Source organism: Sphingopyxis sp. EU05-FHT14B03, assembly GCF_058790875.1.
On record NZ_JBYTDC010000002.1, the window covers coordinates 89,662 to 106,282 of the forward strand.

General features: G+C 67.4%; 14 protein-coding genes. 8 read left to right on the forward strand and 6 right to left on the reverse strand.

Translation table 11 applies throughout. From position 1 onward, the window contains the following. Positions 1-63 precede the first annotated feature (63 nt). From AC3WS4_RS09555 to trhO, 5 genes are all read left to right on the forward strand, one after another. Positions 64-1,725, forward strand: a complete 1,662-nt coding sequence (locus AC3WS4_RS09555; RefSeq protein ID WP_492739121.1) for a phage tail sheath family protein — start codon at positions 64-66, stop codon at positions 1,723-1,725. Between the two features lie 69 nt (positions 1,726-1,794). Next, entirely contained in the window at positions 1,795-3,891 is a 2,097-nt protein-coding gene (locus tag AC3WS4_RS09560; RefSeq protein WP_492739120.1) for a malate synthase G, read from the forward strand. Beyond that, a complete protein-coding gene (locus AC3WS4_RS09565; RefSeq protein WP_492739119.1) occupies positions 3,888-4,247 on the forward strand; it encodes a GFA family protein in 360 nt (119 codons plus the stop codon). Before AC3WS4_RS09560 ends, AC3WS4_RS09565 begins: the two co-directional genes overlap by 4 nt. 468 nt (positions 4,248-4,715) lie before the next feature. Then, on the forward strand, positions 4,716-6,737 hold the full coding sequence (locus AC3WS4_RS09570; RefSeq protein ID WP_492739118.1) for a GMC family oxidoreductase N-terminal domain-containing protein: 2,022 nt from the start codon (positions 4,716-4,718) through the stop codon (positions 6,735-6,737). A gap of 122 nt (positions 6,738-6,859) precedes the next feature. Next, positions 6,860-7,585 (forward strand): oxygen-dependent tRNA uridine(34) hydroxylase TrhO, encoded by a 726-nt coding sequence (trhO, locus tag AC3WS4_RS09575; RefSeq protein WP_492739117.1) that lies wholly within the window; start codon positions 6,860-6,862, stop codon positions 7,583-7,585. A gap of 230 nt (positions 7,586-7,815) precedes the next feature. On the opposite strand, the gene AC3WS4_RS09580 is transcribed toward trhO, so the two are convergent. Both AC3WS4_RS09580 and AC3WS4_RS09585 read right to left on the reverse strand, forming a co-directional pair. Continuing rightward, positions 7,816-9,111, reverse strand: coding sequence for a caspase family protein (locus tag AC3WS4_RS09580; RefSeq protein WP_492739116.1), 1,296 nt, complete (start codon positions 9,109-9,111; stop codon positions 7,816-7,818). Positions 9,112-9,130: 19 nt separating this feature from the next. Beyond that, positions 9,131-9,754, reverse strand: a complete 624-nt coding sequence (locus AC3WS4_RS09585) for a class I SAM-dependent methyltransferase (protein ID WP_492739115.1) — start codon at positions 9,752-9,754, stop codon at positions 9,131-9,133. 92 nt (positions 9,755-9,846) lie between these two features. Between AC3WS4_RS09585 and trxB the strand changes: the two genes are divergently transcribed. Continuing rightward, a complete protein-coding gene (gene trxB, locus AC3WS4_RS09590; RefSeq protein ID WP_492739114.1) occupies positions 9,847-10,812 on the forward strand; it encodes a thioredoxin-disulfide reductase in 966 nt (321 codons plus the stop codon). Between the two features lie 97 nt (positions 10,813-10,909). Here the strand turns inward: trxB and AC3WS4_RS09595 are convergent, their stop codons facing one another. From AC3WS4_RS09595 to AC3WS4_RS09610, 4 genes are all read right to left on the reverse strand, one after another. Continuing rightward, the gene (locus AC3WS4_RS09595) at positions 10,910-11,734 is read right to left on the reverse strand and encodes a hydrolase 1, exosortase A system-associated (RefSeq protein WP_492739113.1); all 825 of its coding nucleotides are present in this window, start codon (positions 11,732-11,734) and stop codon (positions 10,910-10,912) included. Beyond that, entirely contained in the window at positions 11,719-12,393 is a 675-nt protein-coding gene (locus AC3WS4_RS09600) for an alpha/beta hydrolase family protein (RefSeq protein WP_492739112.1), read from the reverse strand. The genes AC3WS4_RS09595 and AC3WS4_RS09600 overlap by 16 nt, the downstream gene beginning before the upstream one ends. Positions 12,394-12,526: 133 nt before the next feature. After that, the gene (locus AC3WS4_RS09605; RefSeq protein WP_056346809.1) at positions 12,527-12,811 is read right to left on the reverse strand and encodes a phosphopantetheine-binding protein; all 285 of its coding nucleotides are present in this window, start codon (positions 12,809-12,811) and stop codon (positions 12,527-12,529) included. Between the two features lie 7 nt (positions 12,812-12,818). Then, positions 12,819-13,820 (reverse strand): GNAT family N-acetyltransferase, encoded by a 1,002-nt coding sequence (locus AC3WS4_RS09610; protein WP_492739111.1) that lies wholly within the window; start codon positions 13,818-13,820, stop codon positions 12,819-12,821. A 35-nt stretch (positions 13,821-13,855) separates the two neighbouring features. On the opposite strand from AC3WS4_RS09610, the gene AC3WS4_RS09615 reads away from it, so the two are divergent. After that, complete coding sequence (locus AC3WS4_RS09615) at positions 13,856-15,379, forward strand: acyl-CoA ligase (AMP-forming), exosortase A system-associated (RefSeq protein ID WP_492739110.1); 1,524 nt, start codon at positions 13,856-13,858, stop codon at positions 15,377-15,379. Then, entirely contained in the window at positions 15,376-16,605 is a 1,230-nt protein-coding gene (locus AC3WS4_RS09620) for a pyridoxal-dependent decarboxylase, exosortase A system-associated (protein ID WP_492739109.1), read from the forward strand. The genes AC3WS4_RS09615 and AC3WS4_RS09620 overlap by 4 nt, the downstream gene beginning before the upstream one ends. Positions 16,606-16,621 lie beyond the last annotated feature (16 nt).

A 16,621-nucleotide genomic window follows, 5' to 3' on the forward strand; every position in this document is an offset into this window, starting at 1 on the left:
GTCACGCCAATCCGCTGGCCGCCCTGCGCCGGCTCTGCCATTGTGCGCCAAAGGAGATACCGGATGGCGACCCAGTATAGAACGCCCGGAGTCTATATCACGGAAATCGACGCCTTCGGGTCGTCGGTCGTCGGCGTCGCGACCGGCGTGCCCGTTTTCGTCGGCTATACGCAATTTGCCGGCAACCCGGTCACCGGGGCGTCGCTGTACAACACGCCGGTCGCGATCGCGTCGATGGCCGAATTTGTCAGTTATTTCGGCGGCCCGGCGGTGCAACGCTTCGTGGTTGCGGCGGACGCCGCCGCCGCGGACGGCTTCACCCTGGCGCCGGTCGCGGGCGGGGCGGGCCCCGACGCCTTCAACCTTTATTGGCAGATGCGCCTGTTCTTCGCCAATGGCGGCGGCGATTGTTTTATCGTGTCGGTCGGCAGCTATGGCGCCGACGATTATCCGACCAACGCGGAAAATATCGGCACGTCGCCGCCCGGCGCCATCCGCGCCGCCGACCTGATCGGCGGGATCAACGCGGCCGGCCATGCGGTCGGTCCGGCGATGCTGGCGGTGCCCGAGGCGTGCCAGCTCGATCTTGCCGGTTATGGCACCGTCGCCTGTGCGATGCTGACGCAGGCGGACAGCCTGCAGGACCGCGTGGCGATTCTCGACCTGCCGGGCTGCCTTGCCGCCGATAGCTTCGCCTTGCTGACCGCCGCGCAGGATGACTTCTGGACCGCGATCGCCCCGGCGCTGGCCAGCGTCCGCTATGGCGCGGCCTATGCGCCCGCGGTCAATGGGTCGATCGTCGCGCCGGCCGACACAAGCTATACGCAGTTGCGCGCGGCGGACGGCGGCAATGATGCGATCAACGGCCTGCTGACGGCCAATGCGGTGGAGCTGTATCGGGACCCCCAACTGGCGACGGTGCAGGCGGCGATCGCGACGGCGTTTCCGCCCTCGGCCGGGATGACGGGCAACAGCGCGACATATTCGGCCGACGGCAGCGCCTATCCCATACTCGCCCCGCCGCAGACGCCGGCGCAATGGCAGCTCACGCTCGACGATCTGTTGCGGGCCGCGCTGCCGCTGTACGCCCGAATCGCGCAGGCGATGACCGATGCGCTGAATATCCAGCCGCCGAGCGGCATCGTTGCCGGGGTGTGGGCGCAGAACGACCAGCAACGCGGCGTGTGGAACGCCCCGGCGAACGTCGCGCTCGCCGCGGTGACGTCGCCGCTGTGGGTCTTCACCGACGACGAGCAGGGCGGGTTCAACACCCCCGTCAATGGCCTGGCGATCAACGTCCTGCGCGCGCAGACGGGGCGCGGGGTGGTGGTATGGGGCGCCCGGACGCTCGACGGCAACAGCAATGACTATCGGTATATCCAGGTGCGGCGCGAACTGATCTATATCGGGCAGTCGATCAAGGCGGCGCTGCAGTCCTTTGTCTTCGCGGCCAACGACGCGACCACCTGGGCGACGGTCAGTGCCGCGATTTCCAGCTTCCTGACCGGGCTGTGGCAGCAGGGCGGGTTGATGGGCGACAAGGCGAGCGACGCCTTTCAGGTGCAGTGCGGCGTGGGGACGACGATGACGGGACAGGATCTTCTCGATGGCCGGCTGGTCGTTTCGGCGACGCTGGCGATCACCCATCCGGCGGAGTTTATCGTGCTGACGTTCGAACAGATGATCGCGAGCGGCGCACCCCCCATTGCCAATATGCCGCAATGAAGGCATAGGGCGGCACCCTTTCCTCCCCGGACCAACGGGCGCGAACGCGCCGAACCAAAGGGTGCTGCAATGACCGAATTTCTGGACCGCCACGGGCTGTCGATCGATGCGCGGCTGGTCGATTTTGTCCAGGATCGCGCGCTGCCCGGCACCGGGCTCGACGCCGACAGATTCTGGGCGGACTTCGCGGCGCTGCTCGGAAAATTCGCCCCCGAAAATGCGGCTTTGCTCGCGAAGCGTGAGGATTTGCAGGCAAAGATCGACGCCTGGCATCTCGAACGGGCCGGGCAGGCGCACGACCCCGCCGCCTATCAGGCCTTCCTCCGCGACATCGGCTATCTCGTCCCCGAACCCGCCGCCTTCCAGGTCGGTACGACGAACGTCGACCCCGAAATCGCGACGATGGCCGGGCCGCAGCTCGTCGTCCCGGCGCTGAACGCGCGCTTTGCGCTCAACGCCGCCAATGCGCGCTGGGGCAGTCTCTATGACGCCTTCTACGGCACCGACGCGCTCGATGCGCCGCCCGCGCAGCCCGGCGGTTATGACGCGGCCCGCGGCACGGCGGTGATCGCGCGCGCCAAGGCCTTCCTCGACGACGCCGTGCCGCTCGCGTCGGGCAGCTGGGCCGAGTGGACTGGCGGCAGCCCCGAACTCGCCGACCCGGCGCAGCTTGTCGGGACGAAGCCGGGCGCCATCCTGTTGAAGCACAACGGCCTCCACATCGAACTGGTCATCGATCCCGCGAGCGCGATCGGCCAGACCGACCCCGCGGGCATCGCCGACGTGTTGCTCGAAGCCGCGCTGACTACGATCATCGACCTCGAGGACAGCGTTGCGGCGGTCGACGGCGAGGACAAGACCCTCGGCTATACCAACTGGCTCGGCCTGATGCGCGGCGATTTGACCGAGGTGTTCGCCAAGGGCGGCGCCACCGTCACCCGCGCGATGGAGCCCGACCGCGAGTGGACCGCGCCCGATGGCGCCGCCTTCACCCTGCCGGGGCGCAGCGTGATGTTCGTGCGCAATGTCGGCCATCTGATGACCACCCCGATGGTGAAGCTCGCCGACGGCAGCGAAGCGCCCGAGGGGATTTGCGATGCGGTGTTCACCAGCCTCTGCTCGCTCCACGATTTGAAGGGCCTCGGCACGCTCACCAACAGCCGCGCGGGCAGCATCTATATCGTCAAGCCCAAGCAGCACGGGCCGGAGGAATGCGGCTTCACCGACCGGCTGTTCGACGCCGTCGAGGATATGCTCGGCCTGTCGCGCCACACGATCAAGGTCGGGGTGATGGACGAGGAACGCCGCACCAGCGCGAATCTGGGTGCGTGCATCCATGCGGTGAAGGACCGCATCGTCTTCATCAACACCGGCTTCCTCGACCGCACCGGCGACGAAATCCACACCTCGATGCGCGCCGGCCCGATGATCCCCAAGGGCGAGATGAAAGCGTCGGACTGGATCGCGAGCTACGAGGACCGCAACGTCCGCATCGGCCTCGCCTGCGGGCTCAGCGGCAAGGCGCAGATCGGCAAGGGCATGTGGGCGATGCCCGACCTGATGAAGGGGATGCTCGACGCCAAGATCGGCCATCCGAAGTCGGGCGCGAACACCGCCTGGGTGCCGTCGCCGACCGCCGCGACCTTGCACGCGCTGCACTATCATATGGTCGATGTGTTCGCGCGGCAGAAGGAGATCGCGGGCGAGGCGGTTCCGTCGCTCGATCGGCTGCTGAACATCCCGGTCGCGACCGGCCGCAACTGGAGCGAAGCCGAGGTTACCCGCGAACTCGATAACAATTGCCAGGGCATTTTGGGCTATGTCGTGCGCTGGATCGACCAGGGCGTCGGTTGTTCGAAGGTGCCCGACATCGACGATGTCGGCCTGATGGAGGATCGCGCGACGCTGCGGATCGCCAGTCAGGCGCTCGCCAACTGGCTGCTCCACGGCGTGTGTACCGCGGCGCAGGTCGACACCGCGCTGGTCCGCATGGCGGCCAAGGTCGACGCACAGAACGCGGGCGATGCGCTCTACGAAAAGCTGACCCCCGACGGCATCGCCTATCAGGCGGCGCGCGCGCTGATCTTCGAGGGCGTGACCCAGCCGTCGGGCTATACCGAACCATTGCTCCACGCCTATCGCCAGAAGAAGAAGGCGGCGGCGTGACGCTGTCCGCTTCGTGCCTGTGCGGCGCGACGCGGTATCGCTTCGACGGGCCGGTGGGCGAGGTGGTGCTGTGCCACTGCGGCCAGTGCCGCCGCGCGAACGGCGGCGCGTTCAACGTCGCGGTGCTCGCCGATGTCGCCGAGGTCCGCTTCGACGCGCGCGACCGGGTGCGCGAATATGAAAGTTCGCCGGGCAAATATCGCGCCTTCTGCACGGGTTGCGGTGCGCCGGTGTACAGTCGCCGCGACGATTTGCCGGCGGTGCTGCGGCTGCGCGGCGGGTTGATCGACGATCTGCCCGCGCCGCGCGAGTTGATTATAAGTCACCGCGACGACGGGTGGGACTGGACAGGCTGACCGGGCAGCGTCGGGGGTGGCCGCCGACGACCTGTCTTCCTCATCCCGCGAAGGCGGGAATCCCGCGTCTCTGGCCCGTTTCGAAGATGTGCGCGCAGAGGCGCAGAGATCACAGAGGCGCTGGGTCTCTCCTCTCTGCGACCTCTGCGCCTCTGCGCGCATTTGATGTTCGCCGTCGGGGCGACCGCTAATGACCGAATAGCGGGCATAAATCCTCCCTGCGGCGAAGCCGTGGGAAGGGGGACCGCCGCGAAGCGGTGGTGGAGGGGCCGCGGCCGCGCGCCAGTCTTTGACGGCGTCGGCCCCTCCGTCAGCCCTACGGGCTGCCACCTCCCCATCGCTGCGCGACAGGGAGGATCGGCAAGGTCCGCTTCCCACCCCAAAGCCGTCGTTCCCGTACAATAAGCTCTTGCCTTCATTTGCTATAAACCCGCATTCGTGGGCGCAGGACCAGCAGGGGGCAGGGCGATGACGGCACCGTTCAATTTCGGGCAACTCAAATTTCTGGAGGCGCTGACCGAGGCGCTGTTCCACGGCGTCGACATGGCGATCACCGCCGATCAGGTCGTCGCCAATGTCGTCGAGCTGTTCGGCAAGGTCGGCGGGACCAAGCTCGACGAGCTGCGCTTCTCGCTCAACATGACCGAACTGGCGCTGGCGCCGGTGTTCGTCGAACTCGATGTCGACACCCGCGCCGAACGCGTCCGCGACCGGCTCCAGAACAGCGAGTTCGACCTGTTCCAGGACATGGCCCGGCTGCGCGGCATCATTTATGCGTGTTATTATGGCTATTGGCAGGGCGGCGAGCGGCCGCGCGACGCGGGGCAGGACGCCAATGTCGCGAACCCGGTGCATCAGCAGATCGGCTTCACCCTGCCGAAATTCCGCACCCGCACCGACCCGCCCGAAATGCCGATCGCCGATGTGACGGGGCGCGAGATCCATCCCGACCATATCCTCACCGCCGACACGCTGGCGGACGAGTATGACGTCGTCGTTATCGGCTCGGGCGCGGGCGGCGCGGTCGCTGCCTATAATGTCGCGGCGCAGGGCTATAAGGTGCTGATCGTCGAGGCCGGGCCCTTTTATCCCTCGCCGCGCATCACCCACCGCGAACTCGACATGATCGCCGCGCTCTACAAGCATGGCGGCGTCCAGACGACGACCAACAATGATTTCGTGATCTTCCAGGGGCGCTGCGTCGGCGGGTCGTCGACGGTGAACAACGGCATCTGCCTGCGCGTCAACGAAGCGGGACGCACCCACCCCGATGCGCCCGACGTGCTCGCCAAATGGGCGAGCATCGGTGCGCCGGTCGACGCCGCCGCCTTTCACGCCAGTTACGACGCGGTGCAGGCAAAGCTCGGCATCGGCCGCGCCGAACCGCGCAGCGGGCGCCACAATGGCACGCATCTGATCAAGGGGTGGCAGGCGCATGCCGCCGCCTCGTCGGACCCGCGCGAACAGCGTGCGGTGACCGACTGGTTCGACAAGAATTTCGGCCCGCCGAACACCCCGAACGCCTGCGCCTATTGCGGTTATTGCAACTCGGGCTGCCCCTATGGGCGGCGCATGGGCATGGCGCAGACCTATCTGCCGCAGGCGTGCCGCGACCATGGCGCCCGTATCCTGCCCGAAACCAAGGCCGAGGAAATCCTGTGGCGCGACGCCGCGAACGACAAGCTGGAGGCAGAGGCGGTCCGCCTCGTCATGCCCGACGGGTCCCGCCGTCTCGTCCGCGCCCGCGTCGGGGTGATCGTCGCGGGCGGCACCATCGCCTCGTCGAAACTGCTCGACAGCAGCGGTATTCAGGGGACGGGTTATCAGATCTCGCTCAACGTCGCCTCGCCGGTGGTTGCGCTGATGAACGATGGTGTCGGCGGAAATGCGTGGGACGAGGACCAGATGACCAGCTATGTCGACTGCGGCAAATATCTGCTCGAAAGCCATTTCCAGCCGCCGATGGCGATGGCGTCGCTGATGCCGGGCTGGTTCGGCACCCATGCGGAGCGGATGCGGAATTTCAGCCGCGTCCATTCGGCGGGCATCCTCTTCCCCGCCGACCGGCGCGGGCAGGTGGTCGACGGCAAGCTGCACTTCCGCCTCGACGTCGATGACGATATGCCGGTGCTGCGCGATGCGATGGCGACGCTGACCAAGGTCCATTTCGCGGCGGGCGCGCTCGAATGCTATCCCGCGCTGGCGAATGGCAAGACGATCAAGCCCGGCATGGACGTCGACGAATTTTTCGCCCGCGAGATCGGCCAACAGGACGATCTGACGCTGTCGAGCAGCCACGCGCATGGCGGCAATGCGATCAACGAGAATCCCGAATATGGCATCGTCGACCCCGAATGCCGCGTCCACGGCACGACCAATGTGCTGGTCACCGACGCGAGCGTCTTCCCGAGCTGCATCCGCGTCAACGCGCAATGGACGACGATGGCGATGGCGCATTATGCGACCGGGCGGGGCGATCCGTTTCGGTGACCCGACGCGTCATTGCGAGCGAAGCGAAGCAATCCAGAGCGGTTTACGCGGGCTCTGGATTGCTTCGCTTCGCTCGCAATGACGTACTTTTGTTTGATGCGCTGTGGGAGTAGGGGGCGCCGATGTTTCAAGTTGCCGCCCTCTATCGCTTCGCGCCCTTCGAAGACCCCGCCGCGCTGCGCCAGCCGTTGCTCGACCTCTGCGCGGCCGAAGGTGTCAAGGGCACGCTGCTGCTCGCGCGTGAAGGGATCAACGGGACCATTGCTGGCCCCGAAACTGGCATCGCCGCCGTCCTCACGCATATCCGCGCGCTCCCCGATTGCGCCGAGCTCGACGTCAAATATTCGGCCGCCGCCGCGATGCCCTTCCAGCGGCTCAAGGTGCGGCTGAAGAAGGAAATCGTGACGATGAAGGTGGTGGGCATCGACCCGTCGCGCGACGTCGGCCGCTATGTCGACCCCGCCGACTGGAACGCGGTGATCGCCGATCCGGGCACGGTGGTCATCGACACACGTAACGATTTCGAGGTCGGTTATGGCAGCTTCGACGGCGCCTTGAACCCGCACACCAAAAGCTTTGGCGAATTTCCCGACTGGTGGCGCGACCACCGCGAAGACTTCGCCGGCAAGCGGATCGCGATGTTCTGCACCGGCGGCATCCGCTGCGAAAAGTCGACCGCATTCTTGCGCAGCGAAGGTATCGACGACGTGGTCCACCTGAAGGGCGGCATCCTCGCCTATCTCGAACAGGTTCCCGAGGCGACAAGCCGCTGGCACGGCAGCTGTTTCGTCTTCGACGAGCGGGTGAGCGTCGGGCACGGGCTGGTCGAGGTGGGGGAGAAGGAATAGCGGCGGTTTCTTTGGGTTGGGGAGCGACCGTTGCCGATCCTCCCTGTCGCGAAGCGATGGGGAGGTGGCAGCGGCGAAGCCGCTGACGGAGGGGCCGACGCCGTCAGGCGTCGTGCAAGTCTTCGGCCCCTCCACCACTCGCTTCGCGAGCGGTCCCCCTCCCCATGGCCTCCGGCCACAGGGAGGATTTAAGCGCCCGTTTCTGCGCGAAACCGGCCTTCGCCACTCCGCTACTCCGCACTGACCCGATACGTCACCTGATACTCGCTCCGATCCCCGTTGATCGTCCGGGTGAAATTTCCGACCCTCGGCTCGAGGTCGATCGTCCCCAATATGTCGTTCCCGCCGACATCGTCGTCCTCAAGCAGCTGCACCGTCGAATTGCCGTCGAAATCGAAACTGCGCGGCACGACCCAGCGCTGGCCCTTTTTCATCGTATAGCTGTCCTTCTTGCTCTCCGGAAACCGCTGGTCTCCTCCGAAACGCAGGAATAATTGATCGGGCAGACCGAGAAACCCGGTGACCTTCACACATTCGATCACGATGTCCGACACGCGATATTTGCCGCCGCGCACGGCGCTGCCGTCGGCGCCCGGCGCCAGCAGCCGGGCGATCGCGTCCGAAGCATCGCCCGCATAACGCCCGCTTGGAAACTCGGACAGATAGGCGCTGAACGCGCGGACGCTGCTTTCGGCGAGCGCCCCCTTCCAGAAAATCTCCTCGCTCGCGGTGCGATCACCCGTGGGCACCGCCGGCGCCGCGGCGACCAACGTCGGCACGGTGCGCGGGACGAGATAGACCGGGGTACCGGTGATGCTCGCGCTGACGAAGGGCCGCTGGTTGCCGCCGGTCGCCGCGAGCACATCGTCGCGGATCGCGCCGCCGAGCAGCTGCACCGGCAGATCGGGTTCGGGCAATCGCCGCGCGAGCGCGAGGGCAAAGGGGCTGTTCGCGCCATTGCCGTCGCTCGCGGTCTGGCCGGGGGCGGCGGCGAAGATGACGAGCACATCGTCGGCCTCGACCCCCGCCATGCCGCGCGCCACCGCGCGGGTGCCCGACCGCCACTTGCTGCCGAAGGGATTGTTGCGGCACGCGTCGAGCACGACCATGCGCACCTGCGCGCCCGACACCGCCTCCATCAGCCGGCTGAGCTCGATCGCCTCATAGGGCAGGTCGAGGTCGGATTCGAGCTTGGCGTCGATGGGGAGCAGCCAGTTCTTGCCCTGCGCCTCGATCCCGTGGCCGGCGAAATAGACCATCGCCACCTCGGCGCCGTCGGCCTTGGTGCGGAAGTCGCGCATCGCGCCCTGAAAGGCCTGATTGTTGAGGTTGCTCGCGGTGACCACCTCGAAGCCCGCGGCTTTCGCGGCATCGGCGACGATCCGGATGTCGTTCGCGGGGTTGGTCAGCGCGCCGGTGTTGGCATAGGCCGAATTGCCGATGACTAGCGCGACCTTGCGCGCCTCGGCGCTGGCGGGCGCCAGCAGCATCAGCAGGGTCAAAAGGGGTAGCCAGAAACGCGTCATCTTAGCTGTCCTTTCGTCGTCAGTTCGGGCGGGCGGCTCCATATTCGACCCAGCCGAAGGGGCGCGGGGTCTTGGGCATATACAGCGCGGCCTGCCGCTCGACCGCGAAACCCGCGGCGGCATAAGCGTCCGAAATCGGCCGGGTGAGGTGGCAATTGCCGCCGATGCGTTTCCACAAAGGTTCGATCCGCCGCTGCCATTTCGCGACCCCCGCATCGGGCGCGCCGCCATGTTCGAGGAACAGCGCGGTGCCGCCGGGTTTGAGCACGCGGCGGATTTCGCTCAGCACCGCGCTCTGCTCGGCGACCGAGCAGAGGGTGAAGGTGGTCACCACCGTGTCGAAACGCCCGCTTTCGAACGGCATCGCTTCGCCGACCCCGCCCTGGATATCGGCATCGATGCCATGCGCCTGCGCCGCCGCGCGGCTCATCGCCAGAAGTTCGGGCGAGGGGTCGAGCCCGGTGAAGCTCGTTACCCGCGCGCGGTCGTAAAATTCCATGTTGATCCCGCCGCCGCAGCCGAGCTCGAGCACATCGCCCGCCGCATGCGGCACGACCTTGCTGCGCGCCTTCATGATCTGCCCCTGCGAACAGGCGCATTTGATCAGGCGCGGTACTCCGTGACGTTCCCACCAGCTCGCCATATCGGCACACTCCCCTTGGCGCGCAGCCTGTCCCTTGCTAGCGCGCTTGGCAACACCCATTTAGGCGAACCCCGCCAGCATTAAGGACGACCATGCCCGCCACCCACCACACCAAGATGCTCATCCTCGGTTCCGGCCCCGCGGGCCTGTCCGCCGCGATCTACGCGGCGCGCGCGGGCATGAAACCGATCGTGGTGCAGGGGCTCCAGCCCGGCGGCCAGCTCACCATCACCACCGACGTCGAAAACTACCCCGGTTTCGCCGAGGTCGTGCAGGGCCCGTGGCTGATGGAACAGATGACCGCGCAGGCGACGCATGTCGGCACCAGCATGATCTGGGATACGATCGTCGATGTCGACCTGTCGCAGCGCCCGTTCAAGCTGACCGGCGACGGCGGCGACGTGTATCTGGCGGAAACTTTGGTGATCGCGACGGGCGCGCAGGCGAAGTGGCTCGGCGTGGAAGGCGAACAGGAGCTGGGCGGCAAGGGCGTTTCGGCATGCGCGACGTGCGACGGTTTTTTCTATCGCGGCAAGAAGGTCGTGGTGATCGGCGGTGGCAACACCGCGGTCGAGGAAGCGCTGTACCTCACCAACCACAGCGACGATGTGACGCTCATCCACCGCCGCGATCATCTGCGCGCCGAAAAGATCCTGCAGGACCGGCTCCACGCCAATCCCAAGATCAAGGTGCTGTGGAACAAGAAGGTCGACCGCTTCGTCGCGGGCGAGGGCGTCGCGGGCCTTGTCGGGGTCGACCTGATCGACACCGTCACCGGCGAAGCGAGCCATGAGCCGACCGACGGCGGCTTCGTCGCGATCGGCCACAGCCCGTCGACCGAATTGTTCAAGGGCAAGCTGCCTTTGGATGCCGATGGGTATCTCGAGGTCACGCCGGGTACGTCGCTGACCAGCATCCCGGGCGTGTTCGCGGCGGGCGACGTCACCGACAAGGTGTACCGCCAAGCGGTGACCGCGGCGGGCATGGGCTGCATGGCGGCGCTCGACGCCGAACGCTTTCTGGCCGAGGCCGAGTATCACGCGATGGTGGATGCGTAACAAACCGTCGCCCCCGCGAAGGCGGGGGCCGCTGTCGGTTTACACAGCGACGCAGATTTAGGCCGATTGCGGCTCCCGCCTTCGCGGGGGCGACGGGTTAGCTGAGGGCGGCCAAAATCCGTTCCGCCAGCCACTCGGCATCATCCCCCGCAAAACTGTGCGACGGGCTCGCCAGCCGCTCTACGCGGATCGATCCCGGATTTTGCTCGATATAGGCGAGCGATTTCGCCAGCTTTTCCATGAACGCCTGCGCCGTCCGGTCGCCGGTTGCGAGCAGGATCGTCACCGGACAGAAGACCTCGGCCAGCAGGCTGTCGAGTTCGTCGGCGAGGCTGCCGAACGCCGGTGCCACCGGCTTTTTCCCCAGCGCCGACAGGCCGCGAAACAATTTCCGGAAATCGACCTCGCCCTTCACCAGCCGCAGCAGGCTTTTCGGGTCCTTCAGCCGCGACAGGTAACGCGCGCGGATCGCCGAGGCCGGGGGCAGGGCGGGTTCGTCGGCTTCCGCGTCGTCGTCGCCATCATCCTCATAGGTCCAGGGGTTGGCGAGGATCAGCGCGTCGAGCGCCAGCGGCTGGTGCAGCAGCAAGGCGCTCGCGGCGTCGCAATTGCCGAACGCGAGGATGCGGGTCAGCTGCGGCGCCGCGTCGCGAAATGCCGCGATCGCCGCCGCGATATCGGGGCCGCTCGACCGATAGCCGCCGTTCGTTCCCTCGCTGTCGCCGATCCCACGCCGGTCGAAACGCAACACCGGATGCCCCGCCGCGGCGACGCGCTGCCCCAGCATCGCCATGCCGCGATGCGCGCCGCTGCGGATCTCGTTGCCGCCCGACACGATCAGCAGCCCGGTCGTCCCCGGCGCTTCGTCGAGCGTGGCGGCGATCGCGGCGCCCTCGCAGGCGAAGCTCAGCGGACGCCGCATGCCGCTCCCCAATCCGCAATGTCGTCGGCGATCGTTTCGGCCATCGCCGCATCTTCGCCGGGTTCGGCGCGCAGCCATAGCGGGGTGCCCGCGATGCCGTCGGCGCCGAGCGCGACGTTGCGTAGCGGCTCGACCGGCTGGGCCTCGGCGCTGCCCAACTGCGCGATCATCGCGGGCGACAGCCGGTTGCCCGCGAGCAGCAGTGGCTCGCTCTTGGCGGTCTCGCTCAGGCTTTCGAGCGACGATGTCACTTCCGCCTCGCGATCGGCCGAGACGCGCGCGCGGAGCAGGGTGCGCAGCAGCGACGACCCGCCCGCTGGCGCCAGTCGCCACCAGCCGGCTGCCTTTACACGGTGGTCGATCAGCGCCCCGCCGCGGACCGATGCGACAAGGACGGGGCCGTCGATTGTCTTCGCAACTTCGGCGAGGGCGTTCTGCCACATGTCGAGGTCGACGCTTTCCAGCGCCACGAGGCTCTCATTGTGCCCCGGCAGGTCGGGCATCTCCGCCGCGAATCCGCGCACCGCGAGCGCGCGCATCGCGAGCACGAGGGTGCGGCGCGTGCGGTTCGCTTCCTCGAACAGCGGGGGGACGATCAGGACGGTGGCGCGCGGCGCTCCGGCGGGCTCTATGCGCAGGATATGCTCGGAGGTGGCCATGACGCGGACCTCTGTTTCAACCTGCCGTCATCCCGGCGAAGGCCGGGATCTCGCCGGTGCGGAATATTCGACGGCGAGATCCCGGCCTTCGCCGGGATGACAATCAGGAGAGGAACGCGCCATTCGGCATCCCTCAGTCGGTCACTTTGCGCAGCGAAAATGCCAGCAAATTGCCGTAGGTTTCGAAAATCTCGCCGTCGATCTCGTCGTCGTCGATGATGATGCCGAGGCGGTCCTCCATCTCGGTCAGCACCGTCGCAACCGCCATCGAGTCGAACTCGGGCAGCGCGCCGAACAGGCCGCTGTCCTCGGTCAGCGCCGCGGCGCGGGCTTCGCCGAGGCCCAAAATGTCGGCGAGCAACGCACGCAGCGTCGCATCGACGCCGGAAGAGGTGGGGCTGGCGGGGGTATCGGTCATCACGTCCTCACTCGCGTGCCGTAAGGGAACGCGCAAAAGCCTTTATCGCGGGTCCCCATGCCGCGATGCGCGACGGATTGAAAGCCTCCAATCGCCACAGCGGTTCGTGGCGGTTCATCCAGTCCTTCTTGTACCCGTCGTTGCCGGTGCCGAAATCGATGCGCTCGACATGGTCGACGTCGATGACATGGCGGAACAGCGCCGCCGACAGCAGCGTGCCGGGCGAGGCCTTCAGGCTGTCCTCGACATGCGCGAGCTTGTGGATGAAGGCGGTGCCGTCCTCGACGGTCCAATATTGCGCGGCGACCGGGATGCCCTCGATCCGCGCGATTCCCATGCGCAGCGTGCCGCGCGCGCTTTCGGCCTCGGCAAAGGCGCGCAGCAGGGCGGGATGGCCTTCCTCGGGCTTCCAGCTCGCGGCATAGATGCTCTCATAGGCGGCCCAGCTGCCGGGATCGAAGGCGGTGAGCAGCTGGATATCGACCACGCCTTTCTTCGCCTTGCGTTTGACGGTGTTCTTGAGCGCGCCGGGGCGGCTTTCCCACCAGTCGTCATGCGTCAGGCCGGTCAGGTCGAGCCAGTGGCGGTCGCCCGCCGGGGTCGCCTTGACCCACCAGCCGGCCTTGCGCAGCGCGGCGGCGAGGTCGGCCTGCACCATATCGGGAATCGGATAGAGCGTCAGCCGCCCTGCCTGTTTCTTCAGCTTCGCGAACAGCAGGCGCAGCGCCGCTTTCCGGTCGCCCTCGCCCGTAAACAGTGGCCGGATCGCAAAACTGTACCAGTTGGTGAGCCCGCTCAGCTGCCCCGGCCGGTCGCGGCGCAGCGGTAGCCATGCCGTCACGTCGCCTGCATGGCCATGCGCGTCGACGCGGCCTTCGCCCGCAAAACCATAGTCTGTCAGCAGGTCGAACCACGCCGCGCGGTCGAACGGCGACGCGGGCGCGGCGGCGCGCGCGTCGGCGGGCAGCCCGCCTTCATCATTAGCGCGATGTTCACCGTTCCCTTGCATAGGCTGGCGCTCTATCACCCAGTCCTAAAGAACCGATGACCGAAGCCCTGATCCCCTCGTCGCGCCCGATCGACCATCTCGCCCGCCGCGGCGCGGCCGATGCGCCCGCGTTGCTGATCGGCGACCGGGTGACGAGCTTCGGCGATCTCGATGCGGGCGTCGGCCGGCTGGCATCCTGGCTGCTCGCACAGGCGGGCGGCCCCGGCGAACGCGTCGCCAGCTGGAGCGCGAAGACGCGGCTCGCGTGCCTGATGCCGCTCGCGGCGGCGCGGGCGGGGCTGATCCATGTGCCGGTCAATCCGCTGCTCAAGGCGCCGCAGGTTGCGCATATCCTGGCGGACAGCGGCGCGAAGCTGCTCGTCACCAATGCGGCGCGCAGCGACACGCTCGGCGAAGCCCTGCCGGTCGATTGCGTCGTGCAGGATTTGAAGATCGCCGAGGAAGTGATTGATTCGGGCGGGCAGGGGCTTCCCCCGTCGCTCGCTGAGCCCGGCGATCTGGCGGCGATCCTCTATACCAGCGGCTCGACCGGGCGCCCCAAGGGGGTGATGCTCAGCCATGCCAATCTGTGGCTGGGGGCCGAGGCGGTCGCGTCCTATCTGGAGATCGTGCCCGCCGACCGCGTGCTCGCGCTACTGCCCTTGAGCTTCGACTATGGTCAGAACCAGCTGCTTTCGAGCTGGCATGCCGGCGCCGCCGTCGCCCCGCTCGATTACCTGACCCCGCGCGACGTGGTGAAGGCGGTGGCGCGGCATGGCGCGACGACGCTGGCGGGCGTGCCGCCGCTCTGGGTGCAACTGGTCGAGAGCGAATGGCCCGCCGAAAGTGCGGCGCATCTCAAGCGCCTGACCAACAGCGGGGGCGCGCTGACCCCGTCGCTGATCGACGCGATGCGCGCGACTTTCCCCAATGCCGACGTCTATCCGATGTATGGGCTGACCGAGGCCTTCCGATCGACCTATTTGCCACCAAAGCTGGTCGCCGATCACCCGACCTCGATGGGCCGCGCGATCCCGCATGCCGAGATTTTGGTGTGCCGCGCCGACGGCACGATCACCGCCGACGAGGAACCGGGCGAGCTCGTCCATTGCGGGCCGCTCGTCGCGCAGGGCTATTGGCAGGATGACGAACGCACCGCGCAGCGCTTCAGGCCCGCGCCGCGTGCGTCGCACTATGGCGGCATGGCGGTGTGGTCGGGCGACACGGTGCGTCGCGACGCCAATGGCCTGCTCTATTTCGTCGGCCGCGACGATGCGATGATCAAGACCGCCGGCAACCGCGTCAGCCCGACCGAGGTCGAGGATGTCGCGATCGCCTCGGGCCTGATTTACGAGGCGGTGGCGTTCGGGGTCCCTGACGCCCGGCTTGGCGCGGCGATCGTGCTGATCGTGCGCGGCAAGGGGGAGGGCAATCCCGACGGTCTCGCCGCCTATCTCAAGGCGAACCTGCCCAATTTCATGCAGCCGCAGGCGATCGAATGGCGCGCCGAACTGCCGCGCAACCCCAATGGCAAGCTCGACCGCGTCGCGATCGCCGCCGACTGGAAGGTGGCAGCATGAAACCGCACGGTCCGATCCCGCCCGGCTTCGCCGCCGATGCCGACGGCATGTTGCTGATCGGCGGCCAGCGCGCCGACGACCTCGCCGAGGATGCCGGCGACACCCCGCTGTTCGTCTATGACAGCAAGCTGCTCACCGCGCGCGTCGCCGAATGGCGCGCCGCGATGCCCGCCGAATTGCAGCTTCATTATGCGATGAAGGCGAACCCCTATGGCCCGCTGCTCGGCCATATGGCGGCGATGGTCGACGGACTCGACGTCGCGTCGGGCGGCGAGCTCAAGGCCGCGCGCACCAGCGGTATGGCGAGCGGGCACATCAGCTTCGCGGGGCCGGGCAAGCGCGACTCCGAACTCGAATATGCGATCAAGGCGGGCGCGACACTCAACCTCGAATCGGCGGGCGAGGCCGAACGCGCGCTCGCGATCGGGACGCGGCTCGGGATCGTCCCGCGACTCGCCGTACGCGTGAACCCCGACTTCGACCTCAAGGGGTCGGGCATGAAGATGGGCGGCGGCGCCAAGCCCTTCGGGGTCGACGCCGCCGAGGTCGCGGCGCTGGTGGGGCGTCTGCTCGATGCCGGCGCCGACTGGCAGGGTTTCCATATTTTTGCCGGATCGCAGGCGCTTGATGCCGGCGCCATCGCCGATACGCAGGCGCAGACCGTCGCGCTCGCGGCGCGGCTCGCGAATGAAATCGGCGCGGTGCCGCCGCTCGTCAATCTCGGCGGCGGCATGGGGGTGCCCTATTTTCCCGGCGACAAGGCGGTCGATGCCAACGCGGTGGGCGACGCGCTCGCCGCGACACTCGCGGCGCGCGACCCGATGCTCGGTGCCAGCCGCTTCGCGATGGAACTCGGGCGCTGGCTCGTCGCCGAGGCGGGGGTCTATCTGACCCGAATCGTCGATCGCAAGACCAGCCATGGCGAGACTTTCCTCGTCACCGACGGCGGGCTTCATCACCAGCTCGCGGCGAGCGGCAATTTCGGCACCGTGATCCGCCGCAACTATCCGATCGCGCTCGCCAGCCAGTTCGGCGCCGAGCCCGTCGAGACGGTCTCGGTCGTCGGCTGCCTCTGCACCCCGCTCGACCGCCTCGGCGACCAGGTCGCGCTGCCGCGCGGCGAGGTCGGCGATCTTGTGGCGATCTTTCAGGCGGGGGCTTATGGCGCGACCGCGAGCCCCTCGGCTTTCCTCGGCCAGGGGCCGGCGCGCGAGATGCTCGTTTAAGATCCTCCCCATCGCG

What these genes read in the sequence shown, in the direction of transcription:
- AC3WS4_RS09555 (WP_492739121.1), top strand. Translation starts at nt 64, where the DNA reads ATGGCGACCCAGTATAGAACGCCCGGAGTCTATATCACGGAAATCGAC.
- AC3WS4_RS09560 (WP_492739120.1), top strand. Translation starts at nt 1,795, where the DNA reads ATGACCGAATTTCTGGACCGCCACGGGCTGTCGATCGATGCGCGGCTG.
- AC3WS4_RS09570 (WP_492739118.1), top strand. Translation starts at nt 4,716, where the DNA reads ATGACGGCACCGTTCAATTTCGGGCAACTCAAATTTCTGGAGGCGCTG.
- trhO (WP_492739117.1), top strand. Translation starts at nt 6,860, where the DNA reads ATGTTTCAAGTTGCCGCCCTCTATCGCTTCGCGCCCTTCGAAGACCCC.
- AC3WS4_RS09580 (WP_492739116.1), bottom strand. Translation starts at nt 9,111, where the DNA reads ATGACGCGTTTCTGGCTACCCCTTTTGACCCTGCTGATGCTGCTGGCG.
- AC3WS4_RS09585 (WP_492739115.1), bottom strand. Translation starts at nt 9,754, where the DNA reads ATGGCGAGCTGGTGGGAACGTCACGGAGTACCGCGCCTGATCAAATGC.
- trxB (WP_492739114.1), top strand. Translation starts at nt 9,847, where the DNA reads ATGCCCGCCACCCACCACACCAAGATGCTCATCCTCGGTTCCGGCCCC.
- AC3WS4_RS09595 (WP_492739113.1), bottom strand. Translation starts at nt 11,734, where the DNA reads ATGCGGCGTCCGCTGAGCTTCGCCTGCGAGGGCGCCGCGATCGCCGCC.
- AC3WS4_RS09600 (WP_492739112.1), bottom strand. Translation starts at nt 12,393, where the DNA reads ATGGCCACCTCCGAGCATATCCTGCGCATAGAGCCCGCCGGAGCGCCG.
- AC3WS4_RS09605 (WP_056346809.1), bottom strand. Translation starts at nt 12,811, where the DNA reads ATGACCGATACCCCCGCCAGCCCCACCTCTTCCGGCGTCGATGCGACG.
- AC3WS4_RS09610 (WP_492739111.1), bottom strand. Translation starts at nt 13,820, where the DNA reads ATGCAAGGGAACGGTGAACATCGCGCTAATGATGAAGGCGGGCTGCCC.
- AC3WS4_RS09615 (WP_492739110.1), top strand. Translation starts at nt 13,856, where the DNA reads ATGACCGAAGCCCTGATCCCCTCGTCGCGCCCGATCGACCATCTCGCC.
- AC3WS4_RS09620 (WP_492739109.1), top strand. Translation starts at nt 15,376, where the DNA reads ATGAAACCGCACGGTCCGATCCCGCCCGGCTTCGCCGCCGATGCCGAC.